This is a genomic window from Microbacterium thalli (assembly GCF_028737325.1).
Lineage (GTDB): Bacteria > Actinomycetota > Actinomycetes > Actinomycetales > Microbacteriaceae > Microbacterium > Microbacterium thalli.
In genome coordinates this window covers 16,534-41,912 of sequence record NZ_JAQZCH010000001.1, presented here as the reverse complement: position 1 = coordinate 41,912, position 25,379 = coordinate 16,534, and the positions used below count along the sequence as shown (strand labels likewise).

39 protein-coding genes are annotated in these 25,379 nt (G+C 68.6%); 36 read left to right on the top strand and 3 right to left on the bottom strand.

The genetic code is table 11. From position 1 onward, the window contains the following. The first annotated feature begins 45 nt into the window (after window positions 1-45). The 33 genes from tuf (at window position 46) to PUW82_RS00130 (ending at window position 19,490) form a co-directional block, all read left to right on the top strand. Entirely contained in the window at window positions 46-1,239 is a 1,194-nt protein-coding gene (gene tuf, locus PUW82_RS00290; protein ID WP_274220387.1) for an elongation factor Tu, read from the top strand. A 132-nt stretch (window positions 1,240-1,371) separates the two neighbouring features. Next, window positions 1,372-1,587 carry an Rv0909 family putative TA system antitoxin gene (locus PUW82_RS00285; protein ID WP_274220386.1) on the top strand — a complete coding sequence of 72 codons (216 nt, stop codon included), beginning with the start codon at window positions 1,372-1,374 and terminating at the stop codon, window positions 1,585-1,587. A 476-nt stretch (window positions 1,588-2,063) separates the two neighbouring features. After that, on the top strand, window positions 2,064-2,372 hold the full coding sequence (gene rpsJ, locus PUW82_RS00280) for a 30S ribosomal protein S10 (protein WP_017201594.1): 309 nt from the start codon (window positions 2,064-2,066) through the stop codon (window positions 2,370-2,372). A gap of 8 nt (window positions 2,373-2,380) precedes the next feature. Further along, a complete protein-coding gene (gene rplC / locus PUW82_RS00275) occupies window positions 2,381-3,040 on the top strand; it encodes a 50S ribosomal protein L3 (protein ID WP_274220385.1) in 660 nt (219 codons plus the stop codon). Window positions 3,041-3,042: 2 nt separating this feature from the next. Further along, entirely contained in the window at window positions 3,043-3,705 is a 663-nt protein-coding gene (gene rplD / locus PUW82_RS00270) for a 50S ribosomal protein L4 (RefSeq protein ID WP_274220384.1), read from the top strand. Further along, the gene (gene rplW / locus PUW82_RS00265; protein ID WP_274220383.1) at window positions 3,702-4,001 is read left to right on the top strand and encodes a 50S ribosomal protein L23; all 300 of its coding nucleotides are present in this window, start codon (window positions 3,702-3,704) and stop codon (window positions 3,999-4,001) included. The genes rplD and rplW overlap by 4 nt, the downstream gene beginning before the upstream one ends. A 24-nt stretch (window positions 4,002-4,025) precedes the next feature. Continuing rightward, window positions 4,026-4,865, top strand: coding sequence for a 50S ribosomal protein L2 (rplB, locus tag PUW82_RS00260; protein WP_274220382.1), 840 nt, complete (start codon window positions 4,026-4,028; stop codon window positions 4,863-4,865). A 12-nt stretch (window positions 4,866-4,877) separates the two neighbouring features. Continuing rightward, the gene (gene rpsS / locus PUW82_RS00255) at window positions 4,878-5,159 is read left to right on the top strand and encodes a 30S ribosomal protein S19 (protein ID WP_274220381.1); all 282 of its coding nucleotides are present in this window, start codon (window positions 4,878-4,880) and stop codon (window positions 5,157-5,159) included. 38 nt (window positions 5,160-5,197) lie between these two features. Beyond that, window positions 5,198-5,596 (top strand): 50S ribosomal protein L22, encoded by a 399-nt coding sequence (rplV, locus tag PUW82_RS00250; RefSeq protein WP_274220380.1) that lies wholly within the window; start codon window positions 5,198-5,200, stop codon window positions 5,594-5,596. Next, window positions 5,596-6,354, top strand: coding sequence for a 30S ribosomal protein S3 (rpsC, locus tag PUW82_RS00245; protein WP_023954045.1), 759 nt, complete (start codon window positions 5,596-5,598; stop codon window positions 6,352-6,354). The genes rplV and rpsC overlap by 1 nt, the downstream gene beginning before the upstream one ends. After that, entirely contained in the window at window positions 6,354-6,773 is a 420-nt protein-coding gene (rplP, locus tag PUW82_RS00240; RefSeq protein WP_045275476.1) for a 50S ribosomal protein L16, read from the top strand. Before rpsC ends, rplP begins: the two co-directional genes overlap by 1 nt. Then, entirely contained in the window at window positions 6,773-7,081 is a 309-nt protein-coding gene (gene rpmC, locus PUW82_RS00235; RefSeq protein ID WP_178012754.1) for a 50S ribosomal protein L29, read from the top strand. The genes rplP and rpmC overlap by 1 nt, the downstream gene beginning before the upstream one ends. Further along, window positions 7,081-7,413 (top strand): 30S ribosomal protein S17, encoded by a 333-nt coding sequence (gene rpsQ, locus PUW82_RS00230; protein ID WP_274220379.1) that lies wholly within the window; start codon window positions 7,081-7,083, stop codon window positions 7,411-7,413. The genes rpmC and rpsQ overlap by 1 nt, the downstream gene beginning before the upstream one ends. Before the next feature lie 4 nt (window positions 7,414-7,417). Next, window positions 7,418-7,786 carry a 50S ribosomal protein L14 gene (gene rplN / locus PUW82_RS00225; protein WP_274220378.1) on the top strand — a complete coding sequence of 123 codons (369 nt, stop codon included), beginning with the start codon at window positions 7,418-7,420 and terminating at the stop codon, window positions 7,784-7,786. A gap of 2 nt (window positions 7,787-7,788) precedes the next feature. Further along, on the top strand, window positions 7,789-8,148 hold the full coding sequence (gene rplX, locus PUW82_RS00220) for a 50S ribosomal protein L24 (RefSeq protein WP_178012758.1): 360 nt from the start codon (window positions 7,789-7,791) through the stop codon (window positions 8,146-8,148). A gap of 2 nt (window positions 8,149-8,150) precedes the next feature. Further along, on the top strand, window positions 8,151-8,741 hold the full coding sequence (gene rplE, locus PUW82_RS00215) for a 50S ribosomal protein L5 (protein WP_274220377.1): 591 nt from the start codon (window positions 8,151-8,153) through the stop codon (window positions 8,739-8,741). A gap of 133 nt (window positions 8,742-8,874) precedes the next feature. Then, the gene (rpsH, locus tag PUW82_RS00210) at window positions 8,875-9,273 is read left to right on the top strand and encodes a 30S ribosomal protein S8 (protein ID WP_274220376.1); all 399 of its coding nucleotides are present in this window, start codon (window positions 8,875-8,877) and stop codon (window positions 9,271-9,273) included. Window positions 9,274-9,277: 4 nt separating this feature from the next. After that, window positions 9,278-9,814 (top strand): 50S ribosomal protein L6, encoded by a 537-nt coding sequence (gene rplF / locus PUW82_RS00205; RefSeq protein ID WP_274220375.1) that lies wholly within the window; start codon window positions 9,278-9,280, stop codon window positions 9,812-9,814. A gap of 2 nt (window positions 9,815-9,816) precedes the next feature. Continuing rightward, complete coding sequence (gene rplR / locus PUW82_RS00200; RefSeq protein WP_210006223.1) at window positions 9,817-10,176, top strand: 50S ribosomal protein L18; 360 nt, start codon at window positions 9,817-9,819, stop codon at window positions 10,174-10,176. After that, window positions 10,173-10,871: a 30S ribosomal protein S5 gene (gene rpsE, locus PUW82_RS00195; RefSeq protein ID WP_420792702.1), complete on the top strand. Its 699-nt coding sequence runs from the start codon at window positions 10,173-10,175 to the stop codon at window positions 10,869-10,871. The genes rplR and rpsE overlap by 4 nt, the downstream gene beginning before the upstream one ends. Continuing rightward, entirely contained in the window at window positions 10,871-11,056 is a 186-nt protein-coding gene (gene rpmD, locus PUW82_RS00190; RefSeq protein ID WP_023954062.1) for a 50S ribosomal protein L30, read from the top strand. The genes rpsE and rpmD overlap by 1 nt, the downstream gene beginning before the upstream one ends. Then, on the top strand, window positions 11,056-11,547 hold the full coding sequence (gene rplO / locus PUW82_RS00185) for a 50S ribosomal protein L15 (protein WP_274220374.1): 492 nt from the start codon (window positions 11,056-11,058) through the stop codon (window positions 11,545-11,547). The genes rpmD and rplO overlap by 1 nt, the downstream gene beginning before the upstream one ends. Before the next feature lie 132 nt (window positions 11,548-11,679). Next, a complete protein-coding gene (secY, locus tag PUW82_RS00180; protein ID WP_274220373.1) occupies window positions 11,680-13,005 on the top strand; it encodes a preprotein translocase subunit SecY in 1,326 nt (441 codons plus the stop codon). Further along, a complete protein-coding gene (locus PUW82_RS00175) occupies window positions 13,002-13,589 on the top strand; it encodes an adenylate kinase (protein ID WP_274220372.1) in 588 nt (195 codons plus the stop codon). The genes secY and PUW82_RS00175 overlap by 4 nt, the downstream gene beginning before the upstream one ends. Beyond that, window positions 13,586-14,419, top strand: coding sequence for a type I methionyl aminopeptidase (gene map, locus PUW82_RS00170; RefSeq protein ID WP_420792701.1), 834 nt, complete (start codon window positions 13,586-13,588; stop codon window positions 14,417-14,419). Before PUW82_RS00175 ends, map begins: the two co-directional genes overlap by 4 nt. Window positions 14,420-14,430: 11 nt before the next feature. Further along, entirely contained in the window at window positions 14,431-15,117 is a 687-nt protein-coding gene (locus PUW82_RS00165; RefSeq protein WP_274220371.1) for a DsbA family protein, read from the top strand. Between the two features lie 159 nt (window positions 15,118-15,276). Beyond that, complete coding sequence (gene infA, locus PUW82_RS00160) at window positions 15,277-15,498, top strand: translation initiation factor IF-1 (RefSeq protein WP_017201569.1); 222 nt, start codon at window positions 15,277-15,279, stop codon at window positions 15,496-15,498. 65 nt (window positions 15,499-15,563) lie between these two features. Then, window positions 15,564-15,680, top strand: a complete 117-nt coding sequence (gene rpmJ, locus PUW82_RS00155) for a 50S ribosomal protein L36 (protein ID WP_005050492.1) — start codon at window positions 15,564-15,566, stop codon at window positions 15,678-15,680. Between the two features lie 152 nt (window positions 15,681-15,832). After that, window positions 15,833-16,207, top strand: a complete 375-nt coding sequence (gene rpsM / locus PUW82_RS00150) for a 30S ribosomal protein S13 (protein ID WP_274220370.1) — start codon at window positions 15,833-15,835, stop codon at window positions 16,205-16,207. 34 nt (window positions 16,208-16,241) lie between these two features. Continuing rightward, entirely contained in the window at window positions 16,242-16,640 is a 399-nt protein-coding gene (gene rpsK / locus PUW82_RS00145; RefSeq protein ID WP_023954078.1) for a 30S ribosomal protein S11, read from the top strand. A 122-nt stretch (window positions 16,641-16,762) separates the two neighbouring features. Continuing rightward, window positions 16,763-17,752 (top strand): DNA-directed RNA polymerase subunit alpha, encoded by a 990-nt coding sequence (locus PUW82_RS00140; protein WP_274220369.1) that lies wholly within the window; start codon window positions 16,763-16,765, stop codon window positions 17,750-17,752. 29 nt (window positions 17,753-17,781) lie between these two features. After that, a complete protein-coding gene (gene rplQ, locus PUW82_RS00135) occupies window positions 17,782-18,354 on the top strand; it encodes a 50S ribosomal protein L17 (RefSeq protein WP_274220368.1) in 573 nt (190 codons plus the stop codon). A gap of 92 nt (window positions 18,355-18,446) precedes the next feature. Beyond that, complete coding sequence (locus PUW82_RS00130; RefSeq protein ID WP_274220367.1) at window positions 18,447-19,490, top strand: GNAT family N-acetyltransferase; 1,044 nt, start codon at window positions 18,447-18,449, stop codon at window positions 19,488-19,490. Here the strand turns inward: PUW82_RS00130 and PUW82_RS00125 are convergent. Further along, the gene (locus tag PUW82_RS00125; protein WP_274220366.1) at window positions 19,484-21,385 is read right to left on the bottom strand and encodes an acyltransferase family protein; all 1,902 of its coding nucleotides are present in this window, start codon (window positions 21,383-21,385) and stop codon (window positions 19,484-19,486) included. The two genes, PUW82_RS00130 and PUW82_RS00125, sit on opposite strands and share 7 nt — an antisense overlap. A gap of 122 nt (window positions 21,386-21,507) precedes the next feature. Between PUW82_RS00125 and PUW82_RS00120 the strand changes: the two genes are divergently transcribed. The 3 genes from PUW82_RS00120 to PUW82_RS00110 are packed head-to-tail and all read left to right on the top strand — an operon-like array spanning window position 21,508 to window position 23,930. Continuing rightward, window positions 21,508-22,392, top strand: coding sequence for a carbohydrate kinase family protein (locus tag PUW82_RS00120; RefSeq protein WP_274220365.1), 885 nt, complete (start codon window positions 21,508-21,510; stop codon window positions 22,390-22,392). Between the two features lie 3 nt (window positions 22,393-22,395). Then, window positions 22,396-23,229 (top strand): tRNA pseudouridine(38-40) synthase TruA, encoded by an 834-nt coding sequence (gene truA, locus PUW82_RS00115; protein ID WP_274220364.1) that lies wholly within the window; start codon window positions 22,396-22,398, stop codon window positions 23,227-23,229. A gap of 32 nt (window positions 23,230-23,261) precedes the next feature. Then, the gene (locus tag PUW82_RS00110; protein WP_274220363.1) at window positions 23,262-23,930 is read left to right on the top strand and encodes an endonuclease/exonuclease/phosphatase family protein; all 669 of its coding nucleotides are present in this window, start codon (window positions 23,262-23,264) and stop codon (window positions 23,928-23,930) included. Window positions 23,931-24,043: 113 nt separating this feature from the next. On the opposite strand, the gene PUW82_RS00105 is transcribed toward PUW82_RS00110, so the two are convergent. Next, window positions 24,044-24,604: a hypothetical protein gene (locus tag PUW82_RS00105; protein WP_274220362.1), complete on the bottom strand. Its 561-nt coding sequence runs from the start codon at window positions 24,602-24,604 to the stop codon at window positions 24,044-24,046. A 212-nt stretch (window positions 24,605-24,816) separates the two neighbouring features. Further along, window positions 24,817-25,371: a cell wall protein gene (locus PUW82_RS00100; protein WP_274220361.1), complete on the bottom strand. Its 555-nt coding sequence runs from the start codon at window positions 25,369-25,371 to the stop codon at window positions 24,817-24,819. Window positions 25,372-25,379 lie beyond the last annotated feature (8 nt).

The window sequence follows — 25,379 nt, the reverse complement described above, 5'->3', positions numbered from 1 at the left end:
ATCCAGCGCCCGGGCATCTACAACGACAGTCCTGAGGAGGACCCAGTGGCTAAGGCCAAGTTCGAGCGGACCAAGCCGCACGTCAACATCGGAACGATCGGTCACGTTGACCACGGCAAGACGACGCTCACCGCGGCGATCTCGAAGGTGCTCGCCGACAAGTACCCGTCGGCCACCAACGTGCAGCGTGACTTCGCGTCGATCGACTCGGCGCCGGAAGAGCGCCAGCGCGGCATCACGATCAACATCTCGCACGTCGAGTACGAGACCCCGAAGCGTCACTACGCTCACGTTGACGCCCCGGGTCACGCTGACTACATCAAGAACATGATCACCGGTGCCGCTCAGATGGACGGCGCGATCCTCGTGGTCGCCGCCACCGACGGCCCGATGGCTCAGACGCGCGAGCACGTCCTGCTCGCCAAGCAGGTCGGCGTTCCCTACCTGCTCGTCGCGCTGAACAAGTCCGACATGGTCGACGACGAGGAGATCCTGGAGCTCGTCGAGCTCGAGGTTCGCGAGCTGCTGTCGTCGCAGGACTTCGACGGCGACAACGCTCCCGTCGTGCAGGTCTCGGGCCTCAAGGCGCTCGAGGGCGACGAGAAGTGGGTCAACAAGATCGTCGAGCTCATGGACGCCGTCGACGAGTCGATCCCGGACCCGGTGCGCGACAAGGACAAGCCGTTCCTCATGCCCGTCGAGGACGTCTTCACGATCACCGGTCGTGGAACCGTCGTCACGGGCCGCGCCGAGCGCGGCACCCTCGCGATCAACTCCGAGGTCGAGATCGTCGGCATCCGCCCGACGCAGAAGACCACGGTCACGGGTATCGAGATGTTCCACAAGCAGCTCGACGAGGCCTGGGCCGGCGAGAACTGTGGTCTGCTCCTGCGCGGCACCAAGCGTGACGATGTCGAGCGCGGCCAGGTCGTCGTGAAGCCCGGTTCGGTTACCCCGCACACCAACTTCGAGGGCACTGCCTACATCCTCTCGAAGGAGGAGGGTGGCCGTCACAACCCCTTCTACACGAACTACCGCCCGCAGTTCTACTTCCGCACCACGGACGTCACCGGCGTCATCTCGCTGCCCGAGGGCACCGAGATGGTCATGCCCGGCGACACCACCGACATGTCGGTCGAGCTCATCCAGCCGATCGCCATGGAAGAGGGCCTCGGCTTCGCGATCCGTGAGGGTGGCCGCACCGTCGGCGCCGGCACGGTGACCAAGATCATCAAGTAAGTCTTCCGACTTCCTTCGCAGAACCCCTCGGATCTTCGGATCCGGGGGGTTCTGTCGTGGGGCGCAAGCGGTTGACGGCGGGTGGCGTGGCGCGCTGTCATAGCGGTACACCGACCCGGCGAAAGGACGACCATGGGCGTCGACGACATCATCAACAAGGGCAAGCAGATGTTCGAGCAGAACCGCGACAAGATCGAGGAAGCGCTCAAGACCGAGAAGGCCGAGGACGTCAGCGACAAGTTCCTGCAGGGCGCGGCGGATGCCGTCAAGAAGGTCGTGCCCGAGCAGCACCACGGCAAGGTCGATGACGTTCGCGCGAACGTCGACAAGAACATCGGCAACCAATAGGCCGCAGCGCCGAGAGCGCACCGCCACCGCGAGAGTGCACCGCCACGGGTACCCGCTCGCGGGGCGGTGCGTTCTCGCGTGCGGGAGCGATCGAGTGGGGCGCGGGGTGGCGCGAGCCGCCCGACACGCCCGGGTTTGCGACACGCCCGGGCGGCACGTAGACTGTACAGGTTCCACATTCCGACGGGTGCCTGGCATCCCGGATCACTGTCACGACAGTGCATAGGCGGCGCGCAGCGCAGAGTCCTAGGCCACGGGCAGACGAACATCGAACCCCACACCACCCCTGAAGACAGGATGCGCGCGTGCGCGCACGGTGTGGAACCGCAGGGCAACCCGCGGGTTTGACATCAGAACAGTGGTGCAGCATCACCGCCTCGGCGGTGAGAAGTGCCCGGCGCGATCCGCGCCACCGGGCGTCCAATGCGCTCGCGACCAGCGAGACGTAAGACGCGATAAAGAGAGTGAGCAGACAAATGGCGGGACAGAAGATCCGCATTCGCCTGAAGTCGTACGACCACGAGGTCATCGACACCTCGGCACGCAAGATCGTCGACACCGTGACCCGTGCGGGCGCGACTGTCGTCGGCCCCGTGCCGCTGCCGACCGAGAAGAACGTCGTGTGCGTCATCCGGTCGCCCCACAAGTACAAGGACAGCCGCGAGCACTTCGAGATGCGCACCCACAAGCGTCTGATCGACATCGTCGACCCGACGCCGAAGGCCGTCGACTCGCTCATGCGTCTCGACCTGCCGGCTGATGTCAACATCGAGATCAAGCTCTGAGGTTCGACATGGCTGACATCAACTCCAAGGTTTCCAAGGGCCTCCTCGGCACCAAGCTCGGCATGACCCAGGTCTGGAACGAGCAGGGCAAGCTCGTCCCCGTCACGGTCATCGAGATCGCGCCGAACGTGGTCACGCAGCTCCGCACGCCCGAGAAGGACGGCTACTCGGCCGTTCAGATCGCCGCCGGTCAGATCGACCCCCGCAAGGTCAACAAGCCCCTCACGGCCCACTTCGAGGCCGCCGGTGTGACCCCCCGTCGTCACGTCACCGAGATCCGCACCGCGGATGCCGCTGACTACACGCTCGGGCAGGAGCTCACCGCTGGTGGCACGTTCGAGGCCGGCCAGCTGGTCGACGTCGTCGGCACCAGCAAGGGCAAGGGCACCGCGGGTGTCATGAAGCGCCACAACTTCAAGGGCGTCTCGGCCTCGCACGGTGCGCACCGCAACCACCGCAAGCCCGGTTCCATCGGTGCCTCGTCGACGCCCAGCCGCGTCTTCAAGGGCATGCGCATGGCCGGCCGCATGGGTGGCGAGCGCGTCACCGTCCTCAACCTCACGGTGCACGCCGTCGACGCCGAGAAGGGTCTGCTGCTCGTCAAGGGCGCCGTCCCCGGTGCTCGTGGCCGCATCGTCTACGTCCGCAACGCAGTGAAGGGTGCCTGATCATGGCTGACTCGACTCTCGCGCTCGACGTCCTGAAGGCAGACGGCAACAAGGCCGGCTCCGTGGAGCTGCCCGCCGCGCTGTTCGACGTCAAGACGAACATCCCCCTCATCCACCAGGTCGTCGTCGCGCAGCTCGCCGCGGCTCGCCAGGGCACCCACTCGACCAAGCGTCGCGGTGAGGTCTCCGGTGCCGGCCGCAAGCCCTTCAAGCAGAAGGGCACGGGTAACGCCCGTCAGGGCTCGATCCGCGCACCGCACATGACCGGTGGTGGCATCGTGCACGGCCCCAAGCCGCGCAACTACTCGCAGCGCACCCCCAAGAAGATGGTCGCCGCCGCTCTGCTGGGCGCGCTCAGCGACCGGGCACGCGGCCAGCGTCTGCACATCGTCGACTCGTTCGGCGTCGAGGGAGCCCCCTCGACGAAGGCCGCCGCTGCCGTCCTCACGGGCCTCGGCGCCGTCAAGAACGTCCTCGTCGTGATCGAGCGCGGTGACGAGGTCACCGTCAAGAGCGTCCGCAACCTCGCGTACGTCCACGTGCTGTCGTTCGACCAGCTCAACGCCTACGACGTGCTCGTCTCGGACGACATCGTCTTCACCAAGGCCGCCTACGACGCGTTCGTCGCGTCCAAGGCCGGCGTCATCGAGGAGGTCTCGGCATGACCACCGTCAACAAGGACCCGCGCGACATCATCCTGAAGCCGGTCGTCTCGGAGAAGAGCTACGGGCTCATCGACGAGGGCAAGTACACGTTCCTCGTGGACCCCCGCGCGTCGAAGACCGAGATCAAGCTCGCGATCGAGAAGATCTTCGGCGTCAAGGTCGCCTCGGTCAACACGCTCAACCGCGCGGGCAAGTCCCGTCGCACCCGCTTCGGCGCCGGTAAGCGCAAGGACACCAAGCGCGCCATCGTCACCCTGAAGTCGGGCACCATCGACATCTTCACGGCAGTCGGCTGACGGTCGGGATAGAGGACAACGAACATGGCTATTCGCAAGTACAAGCCCACGACCCCGGGTCGCCGCGGTTCGTCGGTGGCCGACTTCGCCGAGATCACGCGATCGACGCCGGAGAAGTCGCTCCTCCGCCCGCTGGCCAAGACCGGCGGCCGTAACAACCAGGGCCGCATCACGACCCGTCACATCGGTGGTGGCCACAAGCGCCAGTACCGCGTGATCGACTTCCGTCGCAACGACAAGGACGGCGTCAACGCCAAGGTCGCTCACATCGAGTACGACCCCAACCGCACCGCGCGCATCGCGCTGCTTCACTACTTCGACGGCGAGAAGCGTTACATCATCGCCCCGAACAAGCTGCAGCAGGGCGACATCGTCGAGTCGGGTGCCGGCGCTGACATCAAGCCCGGCAACAACCTGCCGCTGCGCAACATCCCGACCGGTACGGTCATCCACGCCATCGAGCTCCGCCCCGGCGGCGGCGCGAAGATGGCTCGTTCGGCCGGCGCGAGCGTGCGTCTGGTCGCGAAGGACGGCCCCTACGCCCAGCTGCGTCTGCCCTCGGGCGAGATCCGCAACGTCGATGCGCGCTGCCGCGCGACCATCGGCGAGGTCGGCAACGCCGAGCAGTCGAACATCAACTGGGGCAAGGCCGGCCGCAAGCGTTGGAAGGGCGTCCGCCCGACGGTTCGTGGTGTCGCCATGAACCCGGTGGACCACCCGCACGGTGGTGGTGAGGGTAAGACCTCTGGTGGTCGTCACCCCGTCACTCCCTGGGGCCAGGCTGAGGGTCGTACCCGCCACCCCAACAAGGAGAGCGACAAGTACATCGTCCGCCGTCGCAACGCCGGCAAGAAGCGCAAGTAGGAGTAGAGGAAGATGCCTCGCAGCCTGAAGAAGGGCCCCTTCGTCGACGAGCACCTGCTTCGCAAGGTGATCGCGCAGAACGAAGCCGGCTCCAAGAACGTCATCAAGACCTGGTCGCGCCGTTCGATGATCATCCCGGCCATGCTCGGCCACACGATCGCCGTGCACGACGGACGCAAGCACATCCCCGTGTTCGTGTCCGAGACCATGGTCGGCCACAAGCTGGGCGAATTCGCGCCCACCCGCACCTTCCGCGGCCACGTGAAGGACGACAAGAAGGGCCGCCGCCGCTGACGCGGGGGCAGTTCTAGAGAGGACAGAGGAGGAGAGACATGGTGGAATCCACCGCACGCGTGAAGCACATCCGCGTGACCCCTCAGAAGGCTCGTCGTGTCGTCGCGCTCATCAAGGGCAAGCAGGCTCAGGAGGCTCTCGCCATCCTGAAGTTCGCCCCGCAGAGCGCCAGCGAGCCCATCTACAAGCTCGTCGCCTCGGCGGTCGCCAACGCTCGCGTGAAGGCCGACAAGGACAACGAGTTCCTGGACGAGGCCGACCTGTACGTGAAGAACGCGTACGTGGACGAGGGCACGACGCTCAAGCGTTTCCGCCCGCGTGCCCAGGGTCGCGCCTTCCAGATCAAGAAGCGCACGAGCCACATCACGATCGTGCTGTCGACGCCGGAGGACGCGGATGCCGCGACCGCCGGTACGAGCAAGAAGGCGAGCAAGTAATGGGACAGAAAGTCAACCCGTACGGCTTCCGCCTCGGCATCACCACGGACCACGTGTCGCGTTGGTTCTCGGACTCGACCAAGCCGGGCCAGCGTTACGCCGACTACGTCGCCGAGGACATCAAGATCCGTCGCCTGCTGACCACGTCGCTCGACCGCGCCGGTGTCAGCAACATCGAGATCGAGCGCACCCGTGACCGCGTCCGCGTCGACATCCACACCGCCCGCCCGGGCATCGTGATCGGTCGCCGCGGCGCCGAGGCCGAGCGCATCCGCGCCGACCTCGAGAAGCTCACCGGCAAGCAGATCCAGCTGAACATCCTCGAGGTCAAGAACCCCGAGGCCGACGCTCAGCTGGTGGCCCAGGGCATCGCCGAGCAGCTCTCGGCTCGCGTGGCCTTCCGCCGCGCGATGCGCAAGGGTCTGCAGGGCGCGCAGCGCGCCGGCGCCAAGGGCATCCGCATCCAGGTCTCGGGCCGCCTCGGCGGCGCGGAGATGAGCCGCTCGGAGTTCTACCGCGAGGGCCGCGTGCCCCTGCACACGCTCCGCGCGAACATCGACTACGGCTTCTACGAGGCCAAGACGACCTTCGGTCGCATCGGCGTGAAGGTCTGGATCTACAAGGGCGACCTGACGGCCAAGGAGCTCGCTCGCGAGCAGGCGAACGCGCCGAAGACCTCGCGTGGTCGCGATGACCGCGGTGACCGCCGTCGCGGCCCCCGCAACGAGGCCCCCGTGGCAGAAGGAGCGTCGGCCTGATGCTTATCCCCCGCAAGGTCAAGTACCGCAAGCAGCACCACCCCAAGCGCGATGGCCAGGCCACCGGCGGCACGAAGGTCTCCTTCGGCGAGTTCGGTATCCAGGCCCTCACCCCCGCTTACGTGACCAACCGTCAGATCGAGTCCGCTCGTATCGCCATGACGCGTCACATCAAGCGTGGCGGCAAGGTGTGGATCAACATCTACCCCGACCGACCGCTGACCAAGAAGCCGGCCGAAACCCGCATGGGTTCCGGTAAGGGTTCGCCGGAGTGGTGGGTCGCCAACGTCAAGCCGGGTCGCGTCCTCTTCGAGGTCGCCGGTGTCAACGAGGAGCTCGCTCGCGAGGCCCTGACCCGTGCCATTCACAAGCTGCCGCTCAAGGCACGCATCATCAAGCGCGAGGAGGGCGACGCGTAATGGCTGTCGGCACCAAGACGCTCGCACCGAGCGAGCTCGATACGTTCGAAGACCAGCGCCTCGTCGAGGAGCTGCGCAAGGCCAAGGAAGAGCTGTTCAACCTGCGCTTCCAGTCGGCTACCGGCCAGCTCGAGAGCCACGGTCGCATCCGTGCTGTCAAGCGCGACATCGCGCGGCTCTACACGGTGATCCGCGAGCGCGAGCTGGGCATTCGTGCCACGCCCGTCGCCGAGGCGCCGAAGGCGAAGAAGACCAAGGCCAAGAAGGCGGATGACGCCCCCGAGGCCGCGAAGGAAGAGACCGAGTAATGGCTGAGAAGAAGGATGCCGCTACGGCAGTCGCGGCCGCCGGCCACGAGTCGGCCGCTCACGACGTCCGCGACGAGAACGCCCGCGGTTACCGCAAGGCCCGCCGTGGCTACGTCGTCAGCGACAAGATGGACAAGACGATCGTCGTCGAGGTCGAGGACCGCGTGAAGCACCCGCTCTACGGCAAGGTCATCCGCCGCACCTCGAAGGTCAAGGCCCACGACGAGGCCAACACCGCCGGCATCGGCGACCTCGTCCTCATCAACGAGACTCGCCCGCTGAGCGCCACCAAGCGCTGGCGTCTGGTCGAGGTCCTCGAGAAGGCGAAGTGATCTCATGATTCAGACCGAATCCCGCCTCAAGGTCGCCGACAACACCGGCGCCAAGGAGCTGCTCACCATCCGCGTGCTCGGCGGCTCCAGCCGTCGCTACGCCGGTGTCGGCGACATCATCGTGGCGACCGTCAAGGACGCGATCCCCGGCGGCAACGTCAAGAAGGGTGATGTCGTCAAGGCCGTCATCGTCCGCACCGTCAAGCAGACGCGCCGTCCCGACGGCTCGTACATCAAGTTCGACGAGAACGCCGCCGTCATCCTGAAGAACGACGGGGAGCCCCGCGGCACCCGTATCTTCGGACCGGTCGGCCGTGAGCTTCGTGACAAGAAGTTCATGAAGATCGTCTCGCTGGCCCCGGAGGTCATCTGATCATGGCGAACATCAAGAAGGGTGACCTGGTTCAGGTCATCACGGGTGCGAAGCCCGAGCGTGGCGGCGACCGCGGCAAGCAGGGCAAGGTCCTCGAGGTCCTCGTCGAGCAGAACCGCGTCATCGTCGAAGGCGTCAACTACGTCACCAAGCACAGCCGCGTCGGTCAGACCCAGCGCGGCACCAAGACGGGCGGCATCGAGACCCTCGAGGCCCCCATCCACATCTCGAACGTCCAGCTCGTGGACCCCGAGACGAAGAAGCCGACTCGCGTCGGTCACCGCGTCGAGGAGAAGACGAAGGACGGCGTGAAGCGCACCGTCCGCGTGCGTTACGCGAAGAAGAGCGGCAAGGACCTCTGAATATGAGCAGCACCACTGCCGCGGCGGCTGGCAAGATCCAGCCCCGCCTGAAGCAGAAGTACCAGAGCGAGATCAAGAAGGCTCTGCAGGACGAGTTCGGCTACGCCAACGTCATGCAGATCCCCGGTCTCGTGAAGGTCGTCGTGAACACCGGTGTCGGCGAGGCAGCTCGCGACAGCAAGGTGATCGACGGCGCCGTGGACGACCTGACCAAGATCACCGGTCAGAAGCCCATCGTCACGAAGGCCCGCAAGTCCATCGCGCAGTTCAAGCTGCGCGAGGGTCAGGCCATCGGCGCGCACGTCACCCTCCGCGGTGACCGTGCGTGGGAGTTCATCGACCGTCTCGTGAACCTCGCGCTGCCCCGCATCCGCGACTTCCGCGGTCTGTCGCCCAAGCAGTTCGACGGTCACGGCAACTACACCTTCGGTCTGCAGGAGCAGGCGGTCTTCCACGAGATCAACCAGGACCGCATCGACCGCGTCCGCGGTTTCGACATCACGATCGTCACCACGGCGAAGACGGATGACGAGGGTCGCTCGCTGCTGCGTCAGATGGGCTTCCCGTTCACCTCGACGGACGCCCAGGCGTAATCCGGTACAATCGATCGTTCGGCCTCGGGGCGTGCTCCGGGGCCGAACGACTGCACAACTGAATATGGACATTCATCGAAGGTCGGCTGTCGTGTAACGGCTTCCGAAACCTCATGATCGAAGGATAAAACCTATGACGATGACAGACCCGGTCGCAGACATGCTGACCCGTCTGCGCAACGCGAACTCGGCGCACCACGACTCCGTGTCGATGCCGAGCTCCAAGCTCAAGACCCATCTCGCCGAGATCCTCCAGCAGGAGGGCTACATCTCCGGCTGGGAGGTCACCGACGCCCGCGTCGGCCAGACCCTCACCATGACCCTGAAGTACGGCCCGAACCGCGAGCGGTCGATCGCCGGCATCAAGCGCGTCTCCAAGCCCGGTCTCCGCGTGTACGCGAAGTCGACCGAGCTGCCCACGGTCCTCGGTGGCCTGGGCGTCGCGATCCTGTCCACCTCCTCTGGCCTCCTCACGGACCGCCAGGCCGAGTCGAAGGGCGTCGGCGGGGAAGTCCTCGCCTACGTGTGGTGATCTGATGTCGCGTATTGGACGTCTTCCCATTGACATCCCTGCCGGTGTGACCGTCGAGGTCTCCGGCCAGGACGTCGTCGTCTCCGGCCCCAAGGGCGAGCTGCGACTGACCGTCGCCAAGCCCATCGAGGCCAAGGTCGAGGAGAACCAGGTTCTCGTCACCCGTCCGGACGACGAGCGCGAGTCGCGTGCCCTGCACGGCCTGACCCGCACCCTGATCAGCAACAACATCATCGGCGTGACCCAGGGCTACTCCAAGGGCCTCGAGGTCGTCGGCACCGGTTACCGCGTCGCTCAGAAGGGCTCGTCCGTCGAGTTCGCTCTCGGCTTCTCGCACCCCGTGACCGTCGACGCGCCCGCCGGCATCACCCTGACCGTCGAGGGCAACAACAAGCTCACGGTCAGTGGCATCGACAAGCAGGCGGTCGGCGAGACCGCGGCCAACATCCGCAAGATCCGCAAGCCTGAGCCCTACAAGGGCAAGGGTGTGCGATACGCGGGCGAGGTCGTCCGCCGCAAGGCCGGAAAGGCTGGTAAGTAAGCATGGCTCTGAAGAGCAAGTCCGACGCGCGTGCGCGTCGCCACGCCCGCCTTCGCAAGAAGATCGTGGGCACCGAGTCGCGGCCTCGCCTGGTCGTGACCCGCTCGGCCCGCCACGTCTTCGTGCAGCTCGTCGACGACGCCAAGGGCCACACGGTCGCTTCGGCGTCGACCCTCGAGGCCGACCTGCGCACGTTCGACGGTGACAAGACCGCCAAGGCTCGCAAGGTCGGCGAGCTCGTCGCCGAGCGCGCCAAGGCCGCCGGCGTCGCCGACGTCGTGTTCGACCGCGGTGGCAACCGCTACGCGGGCCGTGTCGCAGCGATCGCCGACGGCGCTCGCGAGGGAGGTCTGAACCTGTGAGCGATGCAGTGACCAACAACAACGGAGAGAACCCTGTGACCGAACAGGCTACGACCGAGCAGGCTGCGGCCACCGCTCCCGTCGAGCGCGAGGCCCGCGAGCCCCGTCGCGGCAGCCGTGAGCGTTCCAACAACCGCGACCGCGGTTCGCGCGACGCCGACAAGAGCCAGTTCCTGGAGCGCGTCGTCACGATCAACCGCGTCTCGAAGGTCGTCAAGGGTGGTCGTCGCTTCAGCTTCACCGCTCTCGTCGTCGTCGGCGACGGCAACGGTCTCGTGGGTGTCGGCTACGGCAAGGCCCGCGAGGTCCCCCTCGCCATCTCGAAGGGCGTCGAAGAGGCCAAGCGCAACTTCTTCCGCGTTCCCCGCACCGGCTCGACCATCCCGCACCCCGTGCAGGGTGAGGCCGCCGCTGGTGTCGTGCTCCTGCGTCCGGCTGCCGCCGGTACCGGTGTCATCGCCGGTGGCCCGGTCCGCGCCGTGCTCGAGTGCGCCGGTATCCACGACGTCCTGTCGAAGTCGCTCGGCTCGTCGAACACGATCAACATCGTGCACGCGACCGTCGAGGCGCTGAAGCAGCTCGAGGAGCCCCGTGCGGTCGCCGCACGCCGTGGCCTGGACTTCGACCAGGTCGCACCGGCTCGCCTCGTGCGTGCCGAGGCCGAGGCGAACGCTGCACAGAAGGTAGGTGCCTGATGGCCGCTCGACTGAAGGTCACCCAGGTCAAGTCCAAGGTGAGCGAGAAGCAGAACCAGCGTGACACGCTGCGTTCGCTGGGTCTCAAGCGGATCGGCGACTCGGTCGTCCGTCCCGACGACGCGCAGACGCGCGGCTACGTCAAGACCGTCGCGCACCTCGTGAAGGTTGAGGAGATCGACTGATGGTTGAGAAGAAGGACGACAAGAAGGCGAAGGCCGAGACCTCGGCCACCCGCCCCGGTGTGCTGAAGGTTCACCACCTGCGTCCCGTCCCCGGATCCAACACCGCGAAGACCCGTGTCGGTCGCGGTGAGGGCTCGAAGGGTAAGACCGCAGGCCGTGGTACCAAGGGCCAGAAGGCTCGCTACCAGGTCAAGGCCGGCTTCGAGGGTGGCCAGATGCCGCTCCACATGCGTACGCCGAAGCTGCGCGGGTTCAAGAACCCGTTCCGCGTCGAGTACCAGGTCGTGAACCTGGACAAGCTCGCGGAGCTCTACCCCCAGGGCGGCGACGTCACCATCGGCGACCTCGTCGCCAAGGGTGCCGTCCGCAAGAACGAGAAGGTCAAGGTGCTCGGCACCGGCGACATCTCGGTGGCTCTGAACGTGTCGGTCGACAAGGTCTCGGGCTCTGCCGAGCAGAAGATCGTCGCCGCCGGCGGTTCCATCAAGTAATGCGCCAGCGAGGGCCGGAGTTCACTCCGGCCCTCGCTTCGTCGTATCCCGGGGCGCGTCTGTGAACGCGCTGGGATACCCTGGTTGACGGTGTCGTCCCGAGACGCCGCCCATCCCCTGGGAGGAATCCACTTGTTCAGCGCCATTGCGCGGGTCTTCCGCACCCCGGATCTCCGGCGGAAGATCGGCTTCACCCTGGCGATCATCGCCATCTATCGCCTGGGCGCGCACGTGCCGACGCCGTTCGTGAACTTCCCGAACGTGCAGAGCTGTCTCGACCAGAGCGGCACCGCGCAGGGCCTGCTCTCGCTCGTGAACCTGTTCTCGGGCGGCGCCCTGCTGCAGCTGTCGATCTTCGCGCTCGGCGTCATGCCGTACATCACCGCGACGATCATCGTGCAGCTGCTGCGCGTGGTCATCCCGCACTTCGAGACCCTCTACAAGGAGGGCCAGTCGGGGCAGGCGAAGCTCACGCAGTACACGCGCTACCTGACGATCGCGCTCGCGCTGCTGCAGTCCACGACCCTCGTCACGGTCGCCCGCTCGGGCCAGCTGATCCCCGTCGCCGGCGTGCCCGAGTGCGAGCAGCTCGTGACCTCCGAGGCCTGGTACGCCCAGCTCCTCATGATCATCACCATGACCGCCGGCACCGGCCTCATCATGTGGTTCGCCGAGCTCGTCACCGAGCGCGGCGTCGGCAACGGCATGTCGATCCTCATCTTCACCTCGATCGCGGCGACGTTCCCCGCCGCGCTGTGGTCGATCGCGATCGCCCGCGGCTTCGAGGTCTTCCTCCTCGTGCTCGCCGTCGGCATCGCCGTGGTCGCGCTCGTCGTCTTCGTCGAGCAGTCCCAGCGGCGCATCCCCGTGCAGTACGCCAAGCGCATGGTCGGTCGCCGCACCTACGGCGGCACCAACACCTACATCCCGATCAAGGTGAACATGGCCGGCGTCGTGCCCGTCATCTTCGCCTCGTCGCTGCTCTACATCCCGGCGCTCATCGCGCAGTTCAACCAGAACCCCGATGCCGACGGCAACGTTCCCGGCTGGGTGGCGTGGATCCAGCAGTACTTCACCACCGGCGACAGCCCGTTCTACATGGCGGTGTACTTCTTCCTGATCATCGGTTTCACGTACTTCTACGTCGCGATCACGTTCAACCCGGTCGACGTCGCGGACAACATGAAGAAGTACGGCGGGTTCATCCCCGGCATCCGTGCGGGGCGCCCGACGGCCGAGTACCTCGACTACGTCCTGACCCGCATCACCGCGCCCGGGTCGATCTACCTCGGTCTGATCGCCCTGCTTCCGCTGATCGCGCTGGCGACGGTGGGCGCCAACCAGAACTTCCCGTTCGGCGGGGCCTCGATCCTCATCATCGTGGGTGTCGGCCTCGAGACCGTGAAGCAGATCGATGCGCAGCTCCAGCAGCGCCACTACGAAGGGCTGCTGCGATGACGGCTGCACGTCTGTTGATCGTCGGCCCCCAGGGGTCCGGTAAGGGCACGCAGGGCGTCCGCATCGCCGAAGCGCTGGGCATTCCGGCGGTCTCGACCGGCGACGTGTTCCGCGCCAACGTGGCGGAGGGAACCGAGCTCGGCCAGCAGGTGCAGGCCATCATCGCCGGGGGAGACCTCGTCCCCGATGAGCTGACCAGCGCGATCGTGCGCGACCGACTCGAGCAGGCGGATGCCGCCGGCGGATTCCTCCTCGACGGGTACCCGCGCAACCTCGCGCAGGTGGGCGACCTCGACGCGTTCCTGCAGGCGCGCGGCGAGGAGCTCACGGGCGTCATCGAGCTCGTGGTCCCGCGCGACGAGTCGATCGCGCGGCTGTCCAAGCGCGCCGCCGAGCAGGGGCGCGCGGACGACAACGAGGAGTCCATCGCGAAGCGTCTCGCGATCTACGAGCGCGAGACGGCGCCGATCCTCGACGTCTTCCGCCAGCGCGGCATCGTCGACCAGATCGACGGCGTGGGCTCGCTCGACGAGATCACCGAGCGCATCACGGCGGCGCTGGCCGCTCGCGGCATCACCGCGTGATCGGCCGCCGCTCCATCTACAAATCGCCCGCGCAGCTGCGGGCGATGGTCGAGCCGGGCCTGATCACGGCGGCTGCGCTGCAGGCGGTGCGCGAGCGCGTGGCCCCCGGAGTGACCACGCTCGAGCTGGACGCCGTCGCCGCCGAGGTCATCCGCTCGCGCGGAGCGGAGTCGAACTTCCAGCTCGTCCGGGGGTACCGCCACACGGTGTGCGCCTCGGTCAACGAGCAGGTGGTTCACGGCATCCCGAACGACCGTCCGCTCGAGCCGGGCGACATCCTGTCGATCGACGCCGGCGCGCAGTACCGCGGCTGGAACGGCGACTCGGCCTTCACGATCGTGCTCCCGGACCCGTCGCGCCCCGACGTCGTCGCCGCACGCGAGCGCCTGTCGGAGGTCACCGAGCAGTCGCTGTGGGCGGGGATCGCGGCGCTCGCGAATGCGCGTCACATAGCCGAGATCGGGGATGCGATTCAGACGTCGATCGAGGCGTCGGGCGAGGACTACGGCATTCTGCGCGACTACGTCGGTCACGGCATCGGCCGCAAGATGCACGAGGCGCCGTCGGTGTTCAATTACCGCGTGGCCGACCTCGGCCCCGAGGTCAAGCCCGGGCTCGTGCTGGCCATCGAGCCGATGGTCGTGGCGGGGTCGGAGGCGACGTTCGTCGAGGACGACGACTGGACGGTCTCAACCGTGGACGGCACGGACGGCTCTCATTGGGAACATAGCGTCGCCGTGCATGATGGAGGCATCTGGGTTCTCACGGCCCCCGATGGTGGCGCCGCGGGGCTCGCTCCGTATGGAATCGTGCCGACGGAGATCGGCTGAGGAGAGAAGCGATGGCTACTGCTGCGACGGGCAAGACCAACTGGTTCGCGATCTGGGTGTCGACGGCCGTGGTGGTCGTCGTGGCACTGATCATCGGTCTGGTCGTCTGGATGAACAACAGCGCGACCGACCCCGGCACCCCGCCGACCGGCTCGGGCATCGAGCAGGAGACGGGCGCGATCGTCGTCGGTGATGGTCCGCAGACGCTCGACACCTACGTCGACTTCATGTGCCCGATCTGCGGCCAGTTCGAGACGACCTACGGCCCCGAGATCCTCGACATGGTCGAGGAGGGCACGCTCACGCTCAAGATCCACCCCGTCTCGATCCTCGACCGCTTCTCGCAGGGCACCGAGTTCTCGACTCGTTCAGCGAACGCGATGTACTGCGTCGCCGAGGCCGACCCCGACGCCGCCGTGCCGTTCATGCAGGCCATGTTCGAGCAGCAGCCCGCCGAACAGTCGCCGGGCCTGACCGATGAGCAGATCCTGCAGATCGCCTCGGAGGCCGGCGTCACCGGCATCGACTCCTGCGTCGCGGACCGCACGTACGCGTCGTACGTCGCTGCGATGACCCAGGAGACCCCCGTTCAGCCCGGGTCGAGCGGCATCGGCACGCCGACCCTCGCGGTCAACGGCGAGGTCATCTCGAACAGCACGATCCCCGCGCAGGGCTCGTTCGCGACGCTCTTCGACTGAGCGCCCGAGAGAGGCGACGCGCCGGGGGAGATCCCGTGAGTTGCCGGGGCGTGCGGTAGCGCGTATGCTTGCTCTTTGGTGCGTTGCGCCGTCATTGGCGTGTCACCGAAAATCCCATCCAACGCAGACCGACCGGTCTGCACAACTGTAAGCGAGCGTATGGCCAAGAAAGACGGTGTCATCGAGATCGAGGGCGTGATCTCCGAGGCTCTGCCGAACGCGATGTTCCGCGTCGAGCTGAGCAACGGACACAAGGTCCTCGCCACGATCTCCGGGAAGATGCGACAGAACTACATCCGCATCATCCCCGAAGACCGCGTCGTCGTGGAGCTCAGCCCCTACGACCTCACCCGCGGGCGCATCGTCTACCGCTACCGCTGAGACCGGTCGAGAAGTAACGCCCCGAGCCTCCGGCTCGTCGGCGAAGACAGCGAATCAGGAACATCATGAAGGTCAACCCCTCCGTCAAGCCCATCTGCGACCACTGCAAGGTCATCCGTCGCCACGGTCGCGTCATGGTCATCTGCAAGTCGAACCCGCGTCACAAGCAGCGCCAGGGCTGATCGGATGCCGCGTCCGCGCGGCATCCGGCATCCACAACTCAACACACTTCAGGCAGATCAGAACCCACCGGCGCGCCGGCGGGGGACACCTCGGGACGAAGGCCCGAGCACCGATCCTGCTCCACACCTTCGATTACTCCTAGGAGAACCGCATGGCACGTCTTGCCGGCGTTGACATCCCGCGCGACAAGCGCGTGGTGATCGCCCTCACGTACATCTTCGGCGTGGGCCGTACCCGCTCGAACGAGATCCTCGCTGCGACGGAGATCGACGAGAACATCCGCGTCAAGGACCTCAGCGACGACCAGCTCGTCGCGCTCCGCGACTACATCGAGGGCAACTACAAGGTGGAGGGTGACCTGCGCCGCGAGGTCGCCGCCGACATCCGCCGCAAGGTCGAGATCGGTTCCTACGAGGGTCTGCGCCACCGCCGTGGCCTGCCCGTGCGCGGTCAGCGCACCAAGACCAACGCGCGTACGCGCAAGGGTCCCAAGCGCACCGTCGCCGGCAAGAAGAAGGCGCGCTAAGGCGCGGCCCCCACAGGTTTAGGAGAACACGCACATGGCACAGGCCAAGTCCGCAGCGCGCAAGCCGCGCCGCAAGGAGAAGAAGAACATCGCGCTGGGCCACGCCCACATCAAGTCGACGTTCAACAACACGATCGTCTCGATCACCGACCCGTCGGGCGCCGTCATCAGCTGGGCCTCCTCGGGTGGCGTCGGCTTCAAGGGCTCGCGCAAGTCGACCCCCTACGCCGCCGGTATGGCCGCCGAGTCCGCTGCGCGTCAGGCGCAGGAGCACGGCGTCAAGAAGGTCGACGTCTTCGTCAAGGGCCCGGGTTCGGGCCGTGAGACCGCGATCCGCTCGCTGACGGCCGCCGGCCTCGAGGTGGGGTCCATCCAGGACGTCACCCCGCAGGCGCACAACGGCTGCCGTCCCCCCAAGCGCCGCCGCGTCTGAGCCGACACGGATCCGGATGCCGCACCACGCGGCATCCGGACTTCCGTCGTTTCCTTGAAAACTCAACACCTCACTGAATTGCACGTGTCATATAGCGGTCACGTGATCGAAAGGAACACATAGTGCTCATCGCACAGCGTCCCACTCTGACCGAGGAGAAGATCGGCGAATTCCGCAGCCGGTTCGTCGTCGAGCCGCTCGAGCCCGGCTTCGGCTACACGATCGGCAACGCGCTGCGCCGCAGCCTGCTGTCGTCGATCCCCGGCGCCGCCGTGACCAGCATCCGTTTCGACGGCGTGCTGCACGAGTTCAGCACCATCCCGGGCGTGAAGGAGGATGTCACCGAGATCATCCTCAACATCAAGCAGCTCGTGGTCTCGTCGGAGCGCGACGAGCCCATCACGGCGTACCTGCGCAAGACCGGCGCCGGTGAGGTCACGGCCGCCGACATCTCGGCTCCCGCCGGTGTCGAGGTCCACAACCCCGATCTGGTCATCGCGACGCTGAACGACAGCGCCAAGTTCGAGCTCGAGCTGGTCATCGAGCGCGGCCGCGGCTACGTCTCGGCGACGCAGAACCGCAACGAGTACGCCGAGGCCGGTCAGATCCCGATCGACTCGATTTACTCGCCCGTGCTCAAGGTCAGCTACCGCGTCGAGGCGACCCGTGCCGGTGAGCGCACCGACTTCGACAAGCTGGTGCTGGACGTCGAGACGAAGTCGTCGATCTCGCCCCGCGACGCTGTCGCGTCGGCCGGTCGCACCCTCACCGAGCTGTTCGGCCTCGCCCGCGAGCTGAACGTCGAGGCCGAGGGCATCGAGATCGGCCCCGCGCCGGTCGCCGAGGTTCTCACCAACGAGCTGTCGATGCCGATCGAAGACCTCGATCTGTCGGTCCGCTCGTACAACTGCCTCAAGCGCGAGGGCATCAACACGGTGTCCGAGCTCGTCGCCCTCTCGGAGACGCAGCTCATGAACATCCGCAACTTCGGTCAGAAGTCGGTCGACGAGGTGCGCGACAAGCTCGTCTCGCTCGGCCTGTCGCTGAAGGACTCGGTCCCCGGGTTCGACGGTGCGCACTTCTACGGCGGATACGACGACGAGAACCTCTGAGCCCCCTTTTTCTTCTGGAGTAACAAGACATGCCTAAGCCCACGAAGGGTCCCCGCCTCGGAGGCGGCCCCGCCCACGAGCGCCTGCTTCTCGCGAACCTCGCCGCGGCCCTGTTCACGCACAAGTCGATCACCACGACCGAGACCAAGGCCAAGCGCCTGCGTCCCTACGCCGAGCGTCTCGTGACGTTCGCGAAGCGCGGCGACCTGCACGCGCGCCGTCGCGTCGCCTCGGTCATCGGCGACAAGAGCGTCGTGCACGAGCTGTTCGCCGAGATCGCCCCGCTCGTCGCGGAGCGCGAGGGTGGCTACACCCGCATCACGAAGATCGGCAACCGCAAGGGCGACAACGCCCCCATGGCCGTCATCGAGCTCGTGCTCGAGCCGGTGAGCCCGAAGCCGAAGTCGGCCAAGAAGTCGGCTGCCGCGGCTCCCGCCGCGGAGGAGGCTCCTGTCGAGGAGGCTCCTGTCGAGGAGACCACCGAGGCTCCCGCCGACGACACGGCCGCCGACGCCGGCGCCGAGTCGCCGGAAGAGGGCGCAGCCGCCGAGGCTGCGGCCGAGGACGCCGCTGAGGCTCCCGCCGAGGACGACAAGAAGTAACGACGCGTCACCGCGTCCGACGGGCCCGCACCTCTCGCTCAGAGGGTGCGGGCCCGTTCTCGTTCGCGGGGTGCGTGTGCCAGGCTGGAGCGGTGAGCGAGAACAACGCGAGAAGCCTGGCAGAACGCGTCGGCACGGCATCCGAGCCGGTCGTGCCCACGCACCCCGAGGTCGCGCAGTGGCGGGGCGCCACCGCGGCCGACATCGACGCGATCCACGGTGTGCAAGCCGCCGCCGACCGCGTCGACCACCCGACGTGGACCACGCCGCGGCACGAGGTCGCCGAGACGTTCGAGCTGTCGCACGTCGACCACTCCCGCGACACCCTGATCGCGTTCGACGCGCAGGGCGAGGCGGTGGCCGTCGGCACCGTGACGCTGCACCCCTCGCGCGACGAGCATCTGCACGTGTACCTCAGCGGCGCGGTGCGTCCCGATCGCCGCGGTCGGGGCATCGGAGCGGCGCTCTTCGCGTGGCAGCACGCCCGCGCCGAGCAGCAGTTGATCGAGGTGGCGGCATCGGATGCTGCGGCGACGCTGCCGGCGCAGATCCAGATCTACGCGTCCGAGAAGGATGCGGCCCTCGAGCGCATCGCCGAGTCGCACGGCTACCGCACCGAGCGGTGGTTCTCGACGATGCACCGCGACCTGGGCGCGCCGATCCCCGCGCTCGAGCCCGTGGCCGGCATCGAGCTGGTGCCCTTCACGTCCGACCGTGCCGAAGACGCGCGGGCTGCCCGGAACGACGCGTTCCGTGACCACTGGGGGAGCCTCCCGAGCACGCCCGAGCGCTGGCAGCAGTTCATCGGCGGTCCGCTGCTGCGTCCCGACCTCTGCACCCTCGCGCTCGAGAACGGACGGATCGTCGCGTTCTGCCTGGTCTCGGTCAACGACGAGGACTTCGACGTGCTCGGTCCGAACGCCTACATCGACCTGGTCGGCGTCGTGCGGTCGCACCGGCGTCGGGGCCTCGCGCCGCGCGTCATCTCGCGCTCGCTCGCGGCGATGCGGGACGCGGGCCTCGGGCTCGCCGTGCTCGATGTCGACACCGAGAGCCCGACGGGCGCGACCGCGCTCTACGGCGCCCTCGGCTTCGAGGCGTACGAGCGCGATCGGGTGCTCGTACGGCACTACTGAGGGGAGCCGCGCCCCTCGAACAGGTCGAGCAGGACGGTGCGGGCGCGCTCGGCGGCCCATGCCGCGGTAGCGCGCTGCGTCTCGGCGCCGACGATCGCCTCGCGCACGGTGCGGGCGAAGACCGCGCCGCCCTCCGCGCCCGGGTGGAACTGGTCGGCGGCGAGCAGGTCGGTGCGGCCCGCGATCGCGCCGGCCCAGTCGGCGATCACGACGTGCGGGTTCGCGGCGGCGAACGCGGTGAGGTCGCGGTTGACGCCGGGGATCCAGGCGCGCGGCGCGAACGCGGTGACGAGGATGACCGACCGCTCGGGGCCGGCGGCATCCACGATGCGCTGCAGCGTCTCGGTCGACACGGGGCCGTTGGTCCCCAGGCCCACGACGACGACCGGACGCAGCGCGCCCGACGCCGCGAGGTCCTCGATGATGTGGGCGCCCGCGGCCAGCGAACGCGATACTTCGGCGTCGACGGCGATGCCCGGCATCTCGGCGAGGAGGCCGGGCGCCGAGGCGAGCATGACCGAGTCGCCCACGGCCGTCACCTGAGAGCCGTCGACGTCCTGCGCGGCGGGCGCCGGGCGGGCTTCGGCGTCGCGCCGCGCCTGCTCGAGCGCGGCGCGGCCCGCGTCGACGGCCGTCTCGCTCGTGGTCTCGCGCGGAGCCGCGGCCACCGCCGCCGTCGTGCCGCCGAGCGCGAGCGCGGCCAGCGCCGCGACGCCGAGGGTCGCGAGGCGGCGTGCCGGCCGTGCGTGCAGGTTCGCGCGCGCGAGGCGGAGCGCGCCGCGGAAGCCGTGGCGGCGCACGGGCTGCTCGAGCCAGCGGTACGAGCCGGCCGCGAGGGCGAGCGTGGCGACGAGGACCGCGAGCCCGACACTGACGGGCACCGCGACGTCGGGACCGACGCCGGTGAGCTGGAAGGTCGCCAGGACGACGAGGGGCCAGTGCCAGAGGTAGATCGCGTACGAGCGCTCGCCGATCCACCGCAGGGGAGCGACGTCGAGGGCGCGGCCGAACCACGAGCCGGGCCACGCCGCCACGGTCACCGCGATCGCGGTGAGAAGCGACGCGACGATGCTCGAGGCGGGGAAGGCGACCCCGCCGACCCCGCCGCCGGCACCGCTGCCGTCGCCGCCGATGAGGGCGGTGACGACGAGCCCCGCGACCGCGAGGGCGCCGACCACGACGCCCCAGACCGGGCCGACGCCGGCGATGGAGGCGCGGCGGGCGACCGTCCCGTGCAGGAGGAACGCCAGGGCGACGCCGAGGAGCAGCCCGAAAGCGTGGGTGTCGGTGCCGAAATATACCCGCGTCAGGTCGGCGCCCGACGACAGGCTCACCACCGCCCAGGCCGCGGAAGCGACCGCGAGGAGCGCCGCAAGGGCGGTGCGCGAGCGACGCCCGGGCAGGAGCAGGAACAACGGCAGCACGAGCGGCCAGGCGACGTAGAACTGCTCCTCGACGGCGAGCGACCAGAGGTTGCGGAAGATCTCGGGGTCGGTCGCGGCGAAGTAGCCGGAGCCGCCGGCGAGCGACACCCAGTTGTACGAGAAGGTCGCGGCGCCGACGACCTGCCGGCCCATGTCGACGAGGATGTCGCCGCCGACCACCCAGGCCAGCGACGCGCTCACGGTGACGACGGCCGCGAGCGCGGGCAGCAGTCGCCGGGCGCGGCGCGCCCAGAATCGCCGGAGCCGGATGCGGCCGTGCCGGGCGTTCTCGCGCAGCAGCAGGCTCGTGATGAGGAAGCCCGAGAGGACGAAGAACACGTCGACGCCGACGTAGCCGCTGCGCAGCGGGCCGGTGGGGAACAGGTGGGCGAGCACGACGAGCAGCACCGCGAGGGCGCGCAGGCCGTCGAGCCCGGCGATGCGGGCGCGCGGAAGAGGAGGTGAAGTCATACGGCGATGTCCGGGGGCGTCGGGGGGACGGGCGTCGGCGGCCTCCCAGTGTAGACGGCGCCCGCGAGGCGATGTGGTAGACCGGTTGTGGAGCGCAGATCGCGTTCGGCGAGAGGTGGATCATGGGCTCTGCGGAGGTCCTCGTGCTGGGCGAGGCGTTGGTCGACGTCGTCGAGTCGGCCGGCAGCGTCAGTGAGCACGTGGGAGGCAGCCCCGCCAACGTCGCGGTCGGCGTCGCACGACTGGGTGTTCCCGTGCGGCTGGCCACCCGCCTGGGTCGCGACGCCCGCGGTGAGCGCATCGCCGACCACCTGTGGTCAGCGGGCGTGACGATCGCCGACACGGCGTGGACGGATGCCGCCACCGACAGCGCCCACGCGCGCATCCAGCCCGACGGCTCGGCGCAGTACACCTTCGCCGTCGCCGGGGTCGTCGCCCCCGACGCCGGCGACGAGACCGCCCTCGTCCACACCGGCTCGATCGCGCTGTTCCTCGACCCGGGCGGCGAGACGTGTCTCGCGGCCCTCGAGGCCGCACGCGGTCGGGCGATCGTGACGGTCGACCCGAACATCCGCCCCGCGCTCGTCGGGGCCCACGACACCGCGCTCGCACGCTTCGCCCGTGCGGCCGCGGCATCCGACCTGGTGAAGCTGAGCGACGAGGATGCCGGGTGGCTGTGGCCCGGTGCCGCGGCATCCGAGGTGCTCGAGACGATCGCCGCGTGGGGGCCTCGCGCGGTGGTGATGACCCGGGGCGCCGACGGCGCGATCGGGCGAGCAGCCGACGGCGCGCTCGTGACGGTGCCGGGTGCGACGGTCGCCGTCGCCGACACCATCGGCGCGGGCGACTCGTTCATGGCGAGCCTCATCGCGACGCTCGTCGAGCGCGGCGTGCCGGGCGACGCCGAGGCGCTGCACGCGGCGCTGGAGCGCGCTGTGCGTGCCGCCGCGATCACCGTCTCCCGTCCCGGCGCGAATCCGCCGACCCGCGACGAGCTGGAAGCCTGACGGGTGCGTCTGCGACTGGACATCGCCTACGACGGCACCGCGTTCTCGGGCTGGGCGCGGCAGCCGCAGCTGCGGACCGTGCAGGGCGCGATCGAGGCGGCCGTCACGCGCGTGCTGGGCGGCGAGGCGCAGTTGGTGGTCGCGGGGCGCACGGACGCCGGCGTGCACGCCTCGGGGCAGGTCGCGCATCTCGATCTGAGCGACGCGCAGGAGGCGCGGCTCGGTCGCGGGCGCAGCCCCGAGCCGGCGGCGCTCGCCGCGCGGCTGAACGGTGTGCTCGGCCGCTACGCCGACGTGCACGTGCGCGCCACCTCGGTCGCCCCCGACGGGTTCGACGCGCGCTTCTCGGCTGTCTGGCGGCGGTACGCCTACCGGGTGGCTGACCGCGATACCGGCTACGACCCGCTCGAGCGGTTCCGGACGACATTCGTGCCGGCGAGTCTCGACGTCGCGGCGATGGATGCCGCCGCCCGCAGCCTCACCGGGCTGCACGACTTCGCGGCCTACTGCAAGCCGCGGCCCGAAGCCACGACGATCCGCACGCTGCTGGAGTTCGACTGGGGACGCGACGAGAGCGGCGTCCTCGTGGCGAACGTGAAGGCCGACGCCTTCTGCCACAGCATGGTGCGCGCGCTCGTGGGCGCGTGCGTCGGGGTCGGCGAGGGTCGCCTGCAGGTGGCGGACGTCGCCGCCCTCCGCGATGCCCGCACCCGCACGAGCGCCTTCCCGGTGCTGGCGGCGCGCGGCCTCACGCTGACGGAGGTCGGCTACCCCGCCGACGACCTGCTCGCGGCGCGAGCGGAGCAGACCCGTGCGCGCCGCGCAAGCGACACCTGACCGAAAGATTGCGGGCGTAGCCTGACCAGACCATGAAGGTCATCTCGTACAACCTGCGCAAGCACCGCGCGGCATCCGAACTCGCCGACCTCGTCGAACAGCACTCCGCCGACGTGCTCTGCCTGCAAGAGGCCGACACCGCCGGCATCCCGGACGAGATCAGCGGCCTGCGCCTGGCGGAGGCGACCGCACGCAACCGGCTCGGGCTCGCCGTGTACTACCGCGAGAACACCTACCGCGCGGTCGAGGTCCGGTCGCTCTCGTTGAAGAAGTCGCTGCACGACCGCGTGCTCAAGCCGGCGGAGGAGCGCATGCTCGGCGTGCGCCTGCGCGACATCGACCACGGTCGCGACCTGATCGTCGCGAGCTTCCACGCGGCGCCGCTGACGGCGCTGAACTCGCTGCGGCGCAACCAGATCCAGGCGGCGCTGACATCGCTCAGCGAGCTGGGGGAGGGGCTGCCGATTCTCATGGTCGGCGATTACAACTACCCGGTGTTCAAGGAGAACCTCGGGCAGGTCGTCCGTCAGCAGGGCTACGAGCTGACGCTGAGCGACTCCCGGACGTACACGCGGTACAAGTTCTTCCGCGGACACTACGACTTCGCGACGAGCGTCGGGTTCGACATCGCCCGCGTGCAGACGCTGCCGCAGGGGCGCAGCGACCACCTGCCGATCCTCGTGACCGCCGAGGCCGGCTGAGCCCGAGCCCGGGCCCGAGCCCGGGCCGCGCCGCGACCGGGCCAGGGCCGCGTACAAAAGAGGGATGCCCCGGAGCCGAAGCTCCGGGGCATCCCTCTCTGCGTTGCGCCTGATCAGGCAGCGACCTCCGCGTTGCGGTGGCGGCGAACCGTGCTCGCGACGGCGATGCTGCCACCGGCGAGGGCGAGAGCGCCACCGCCGATCCACAGGCCGAGGAGAGCAGCGTTGTCGCCACCGGTGGCGGGCAGGGTGCCCGAGCCGCCGGTGCTGCCGCCGCCGGCCGCAGCCGGGACAGCGATCGTGACGGTGGCGGCGTCGGAGACGGCGCCGTCGGCCACGAGGGTGTAGGTGCCGGTCGCGTTGGCGGGGAGCGTCACCACGAAGGAGACGTCACCGGACGCGTTGGCGGTCTTGGTGGTGCTGGTCGAGGTGACCGCGAACTTGACGAATGCAACGCTGCCCGCGGCGGCGTTCTCACCCGTCAGCGTGCCGGTGACGGCCTCGCCCGGGGCGAAGTCGTCGAACGAGATCGTCGCGCTGCCACCGGGAGCGATGGTTGCGGACGAACCGCCGACCGGCTCCGGCGTGTAGGCGTTGGCGATCGCGGGGGCTGCGAGGACAGCCGCTGCGGCGAGGGCCGTGCCAGCCGCCGCCTTGACGAAACGGTTCTTCATGAGTCCTGCTTTCCTGGGGATGTCCAAAGGGCTCACACCCAACGGAAACGAAAATCTAAGGATTACGTCAGGAGTGGTCCCAGCAAGTATCCAGGGAAACCGCTCCCAGGCGCAAGCTCCCAGATTTCGATCGCGTTAACATTTCGTGATCCGGATCGGAAGCGACGCGCCGCGGCTGCACGCAGAACGTGCCGAAGGTGGCTGACGTCAGGTCAGACGCGCGCGTCGCGGGCGCGGCGGACCGCCGCAGCGAGGGCGATCGTGGCACCGGCTGCGACCAGCGAACCGCCGCCGACCCACAGGCCGAGAGCCGTGCGCGCGTCGCCACCGGTGGCCGGGAGGCCCGCCTCGGTGGTGACCGACGCGCTCGCGGTACCGCCCGCGGACGTCGCGGAGATCGCCTCGACGTTGTACACGCCGACGGCGTCGGCGGGGAAGGTCAGCGCGACCGGCTCGAGCGCGCCGCTGGCGGTCGACTCGCGGACCGTGGTGCCCGTGGTGACGGCGAACGAGGCGCGGGCGAACGAGACGCCGGCGCCGTTCTCGCCCCGGACGGTGATCGTGATGGCCTCGTCGGGTCCGAACGTGCCGTCGGCGCAGGCGAACTCGACGGTGCTGCCGGCGACGAAGGCGCTCGGCGTCGTCGTGCACGAGTTCGTCGGCGGGTAGATGGTCGCACCGGTCGTCGACGCGGATGCCGCGGCGGGAAGCGCGACGATGGCGGCGGCGAGGGCCGCAGCGGCGGCGAAAGAGGCGGTGCGGCGCATGATGGGGC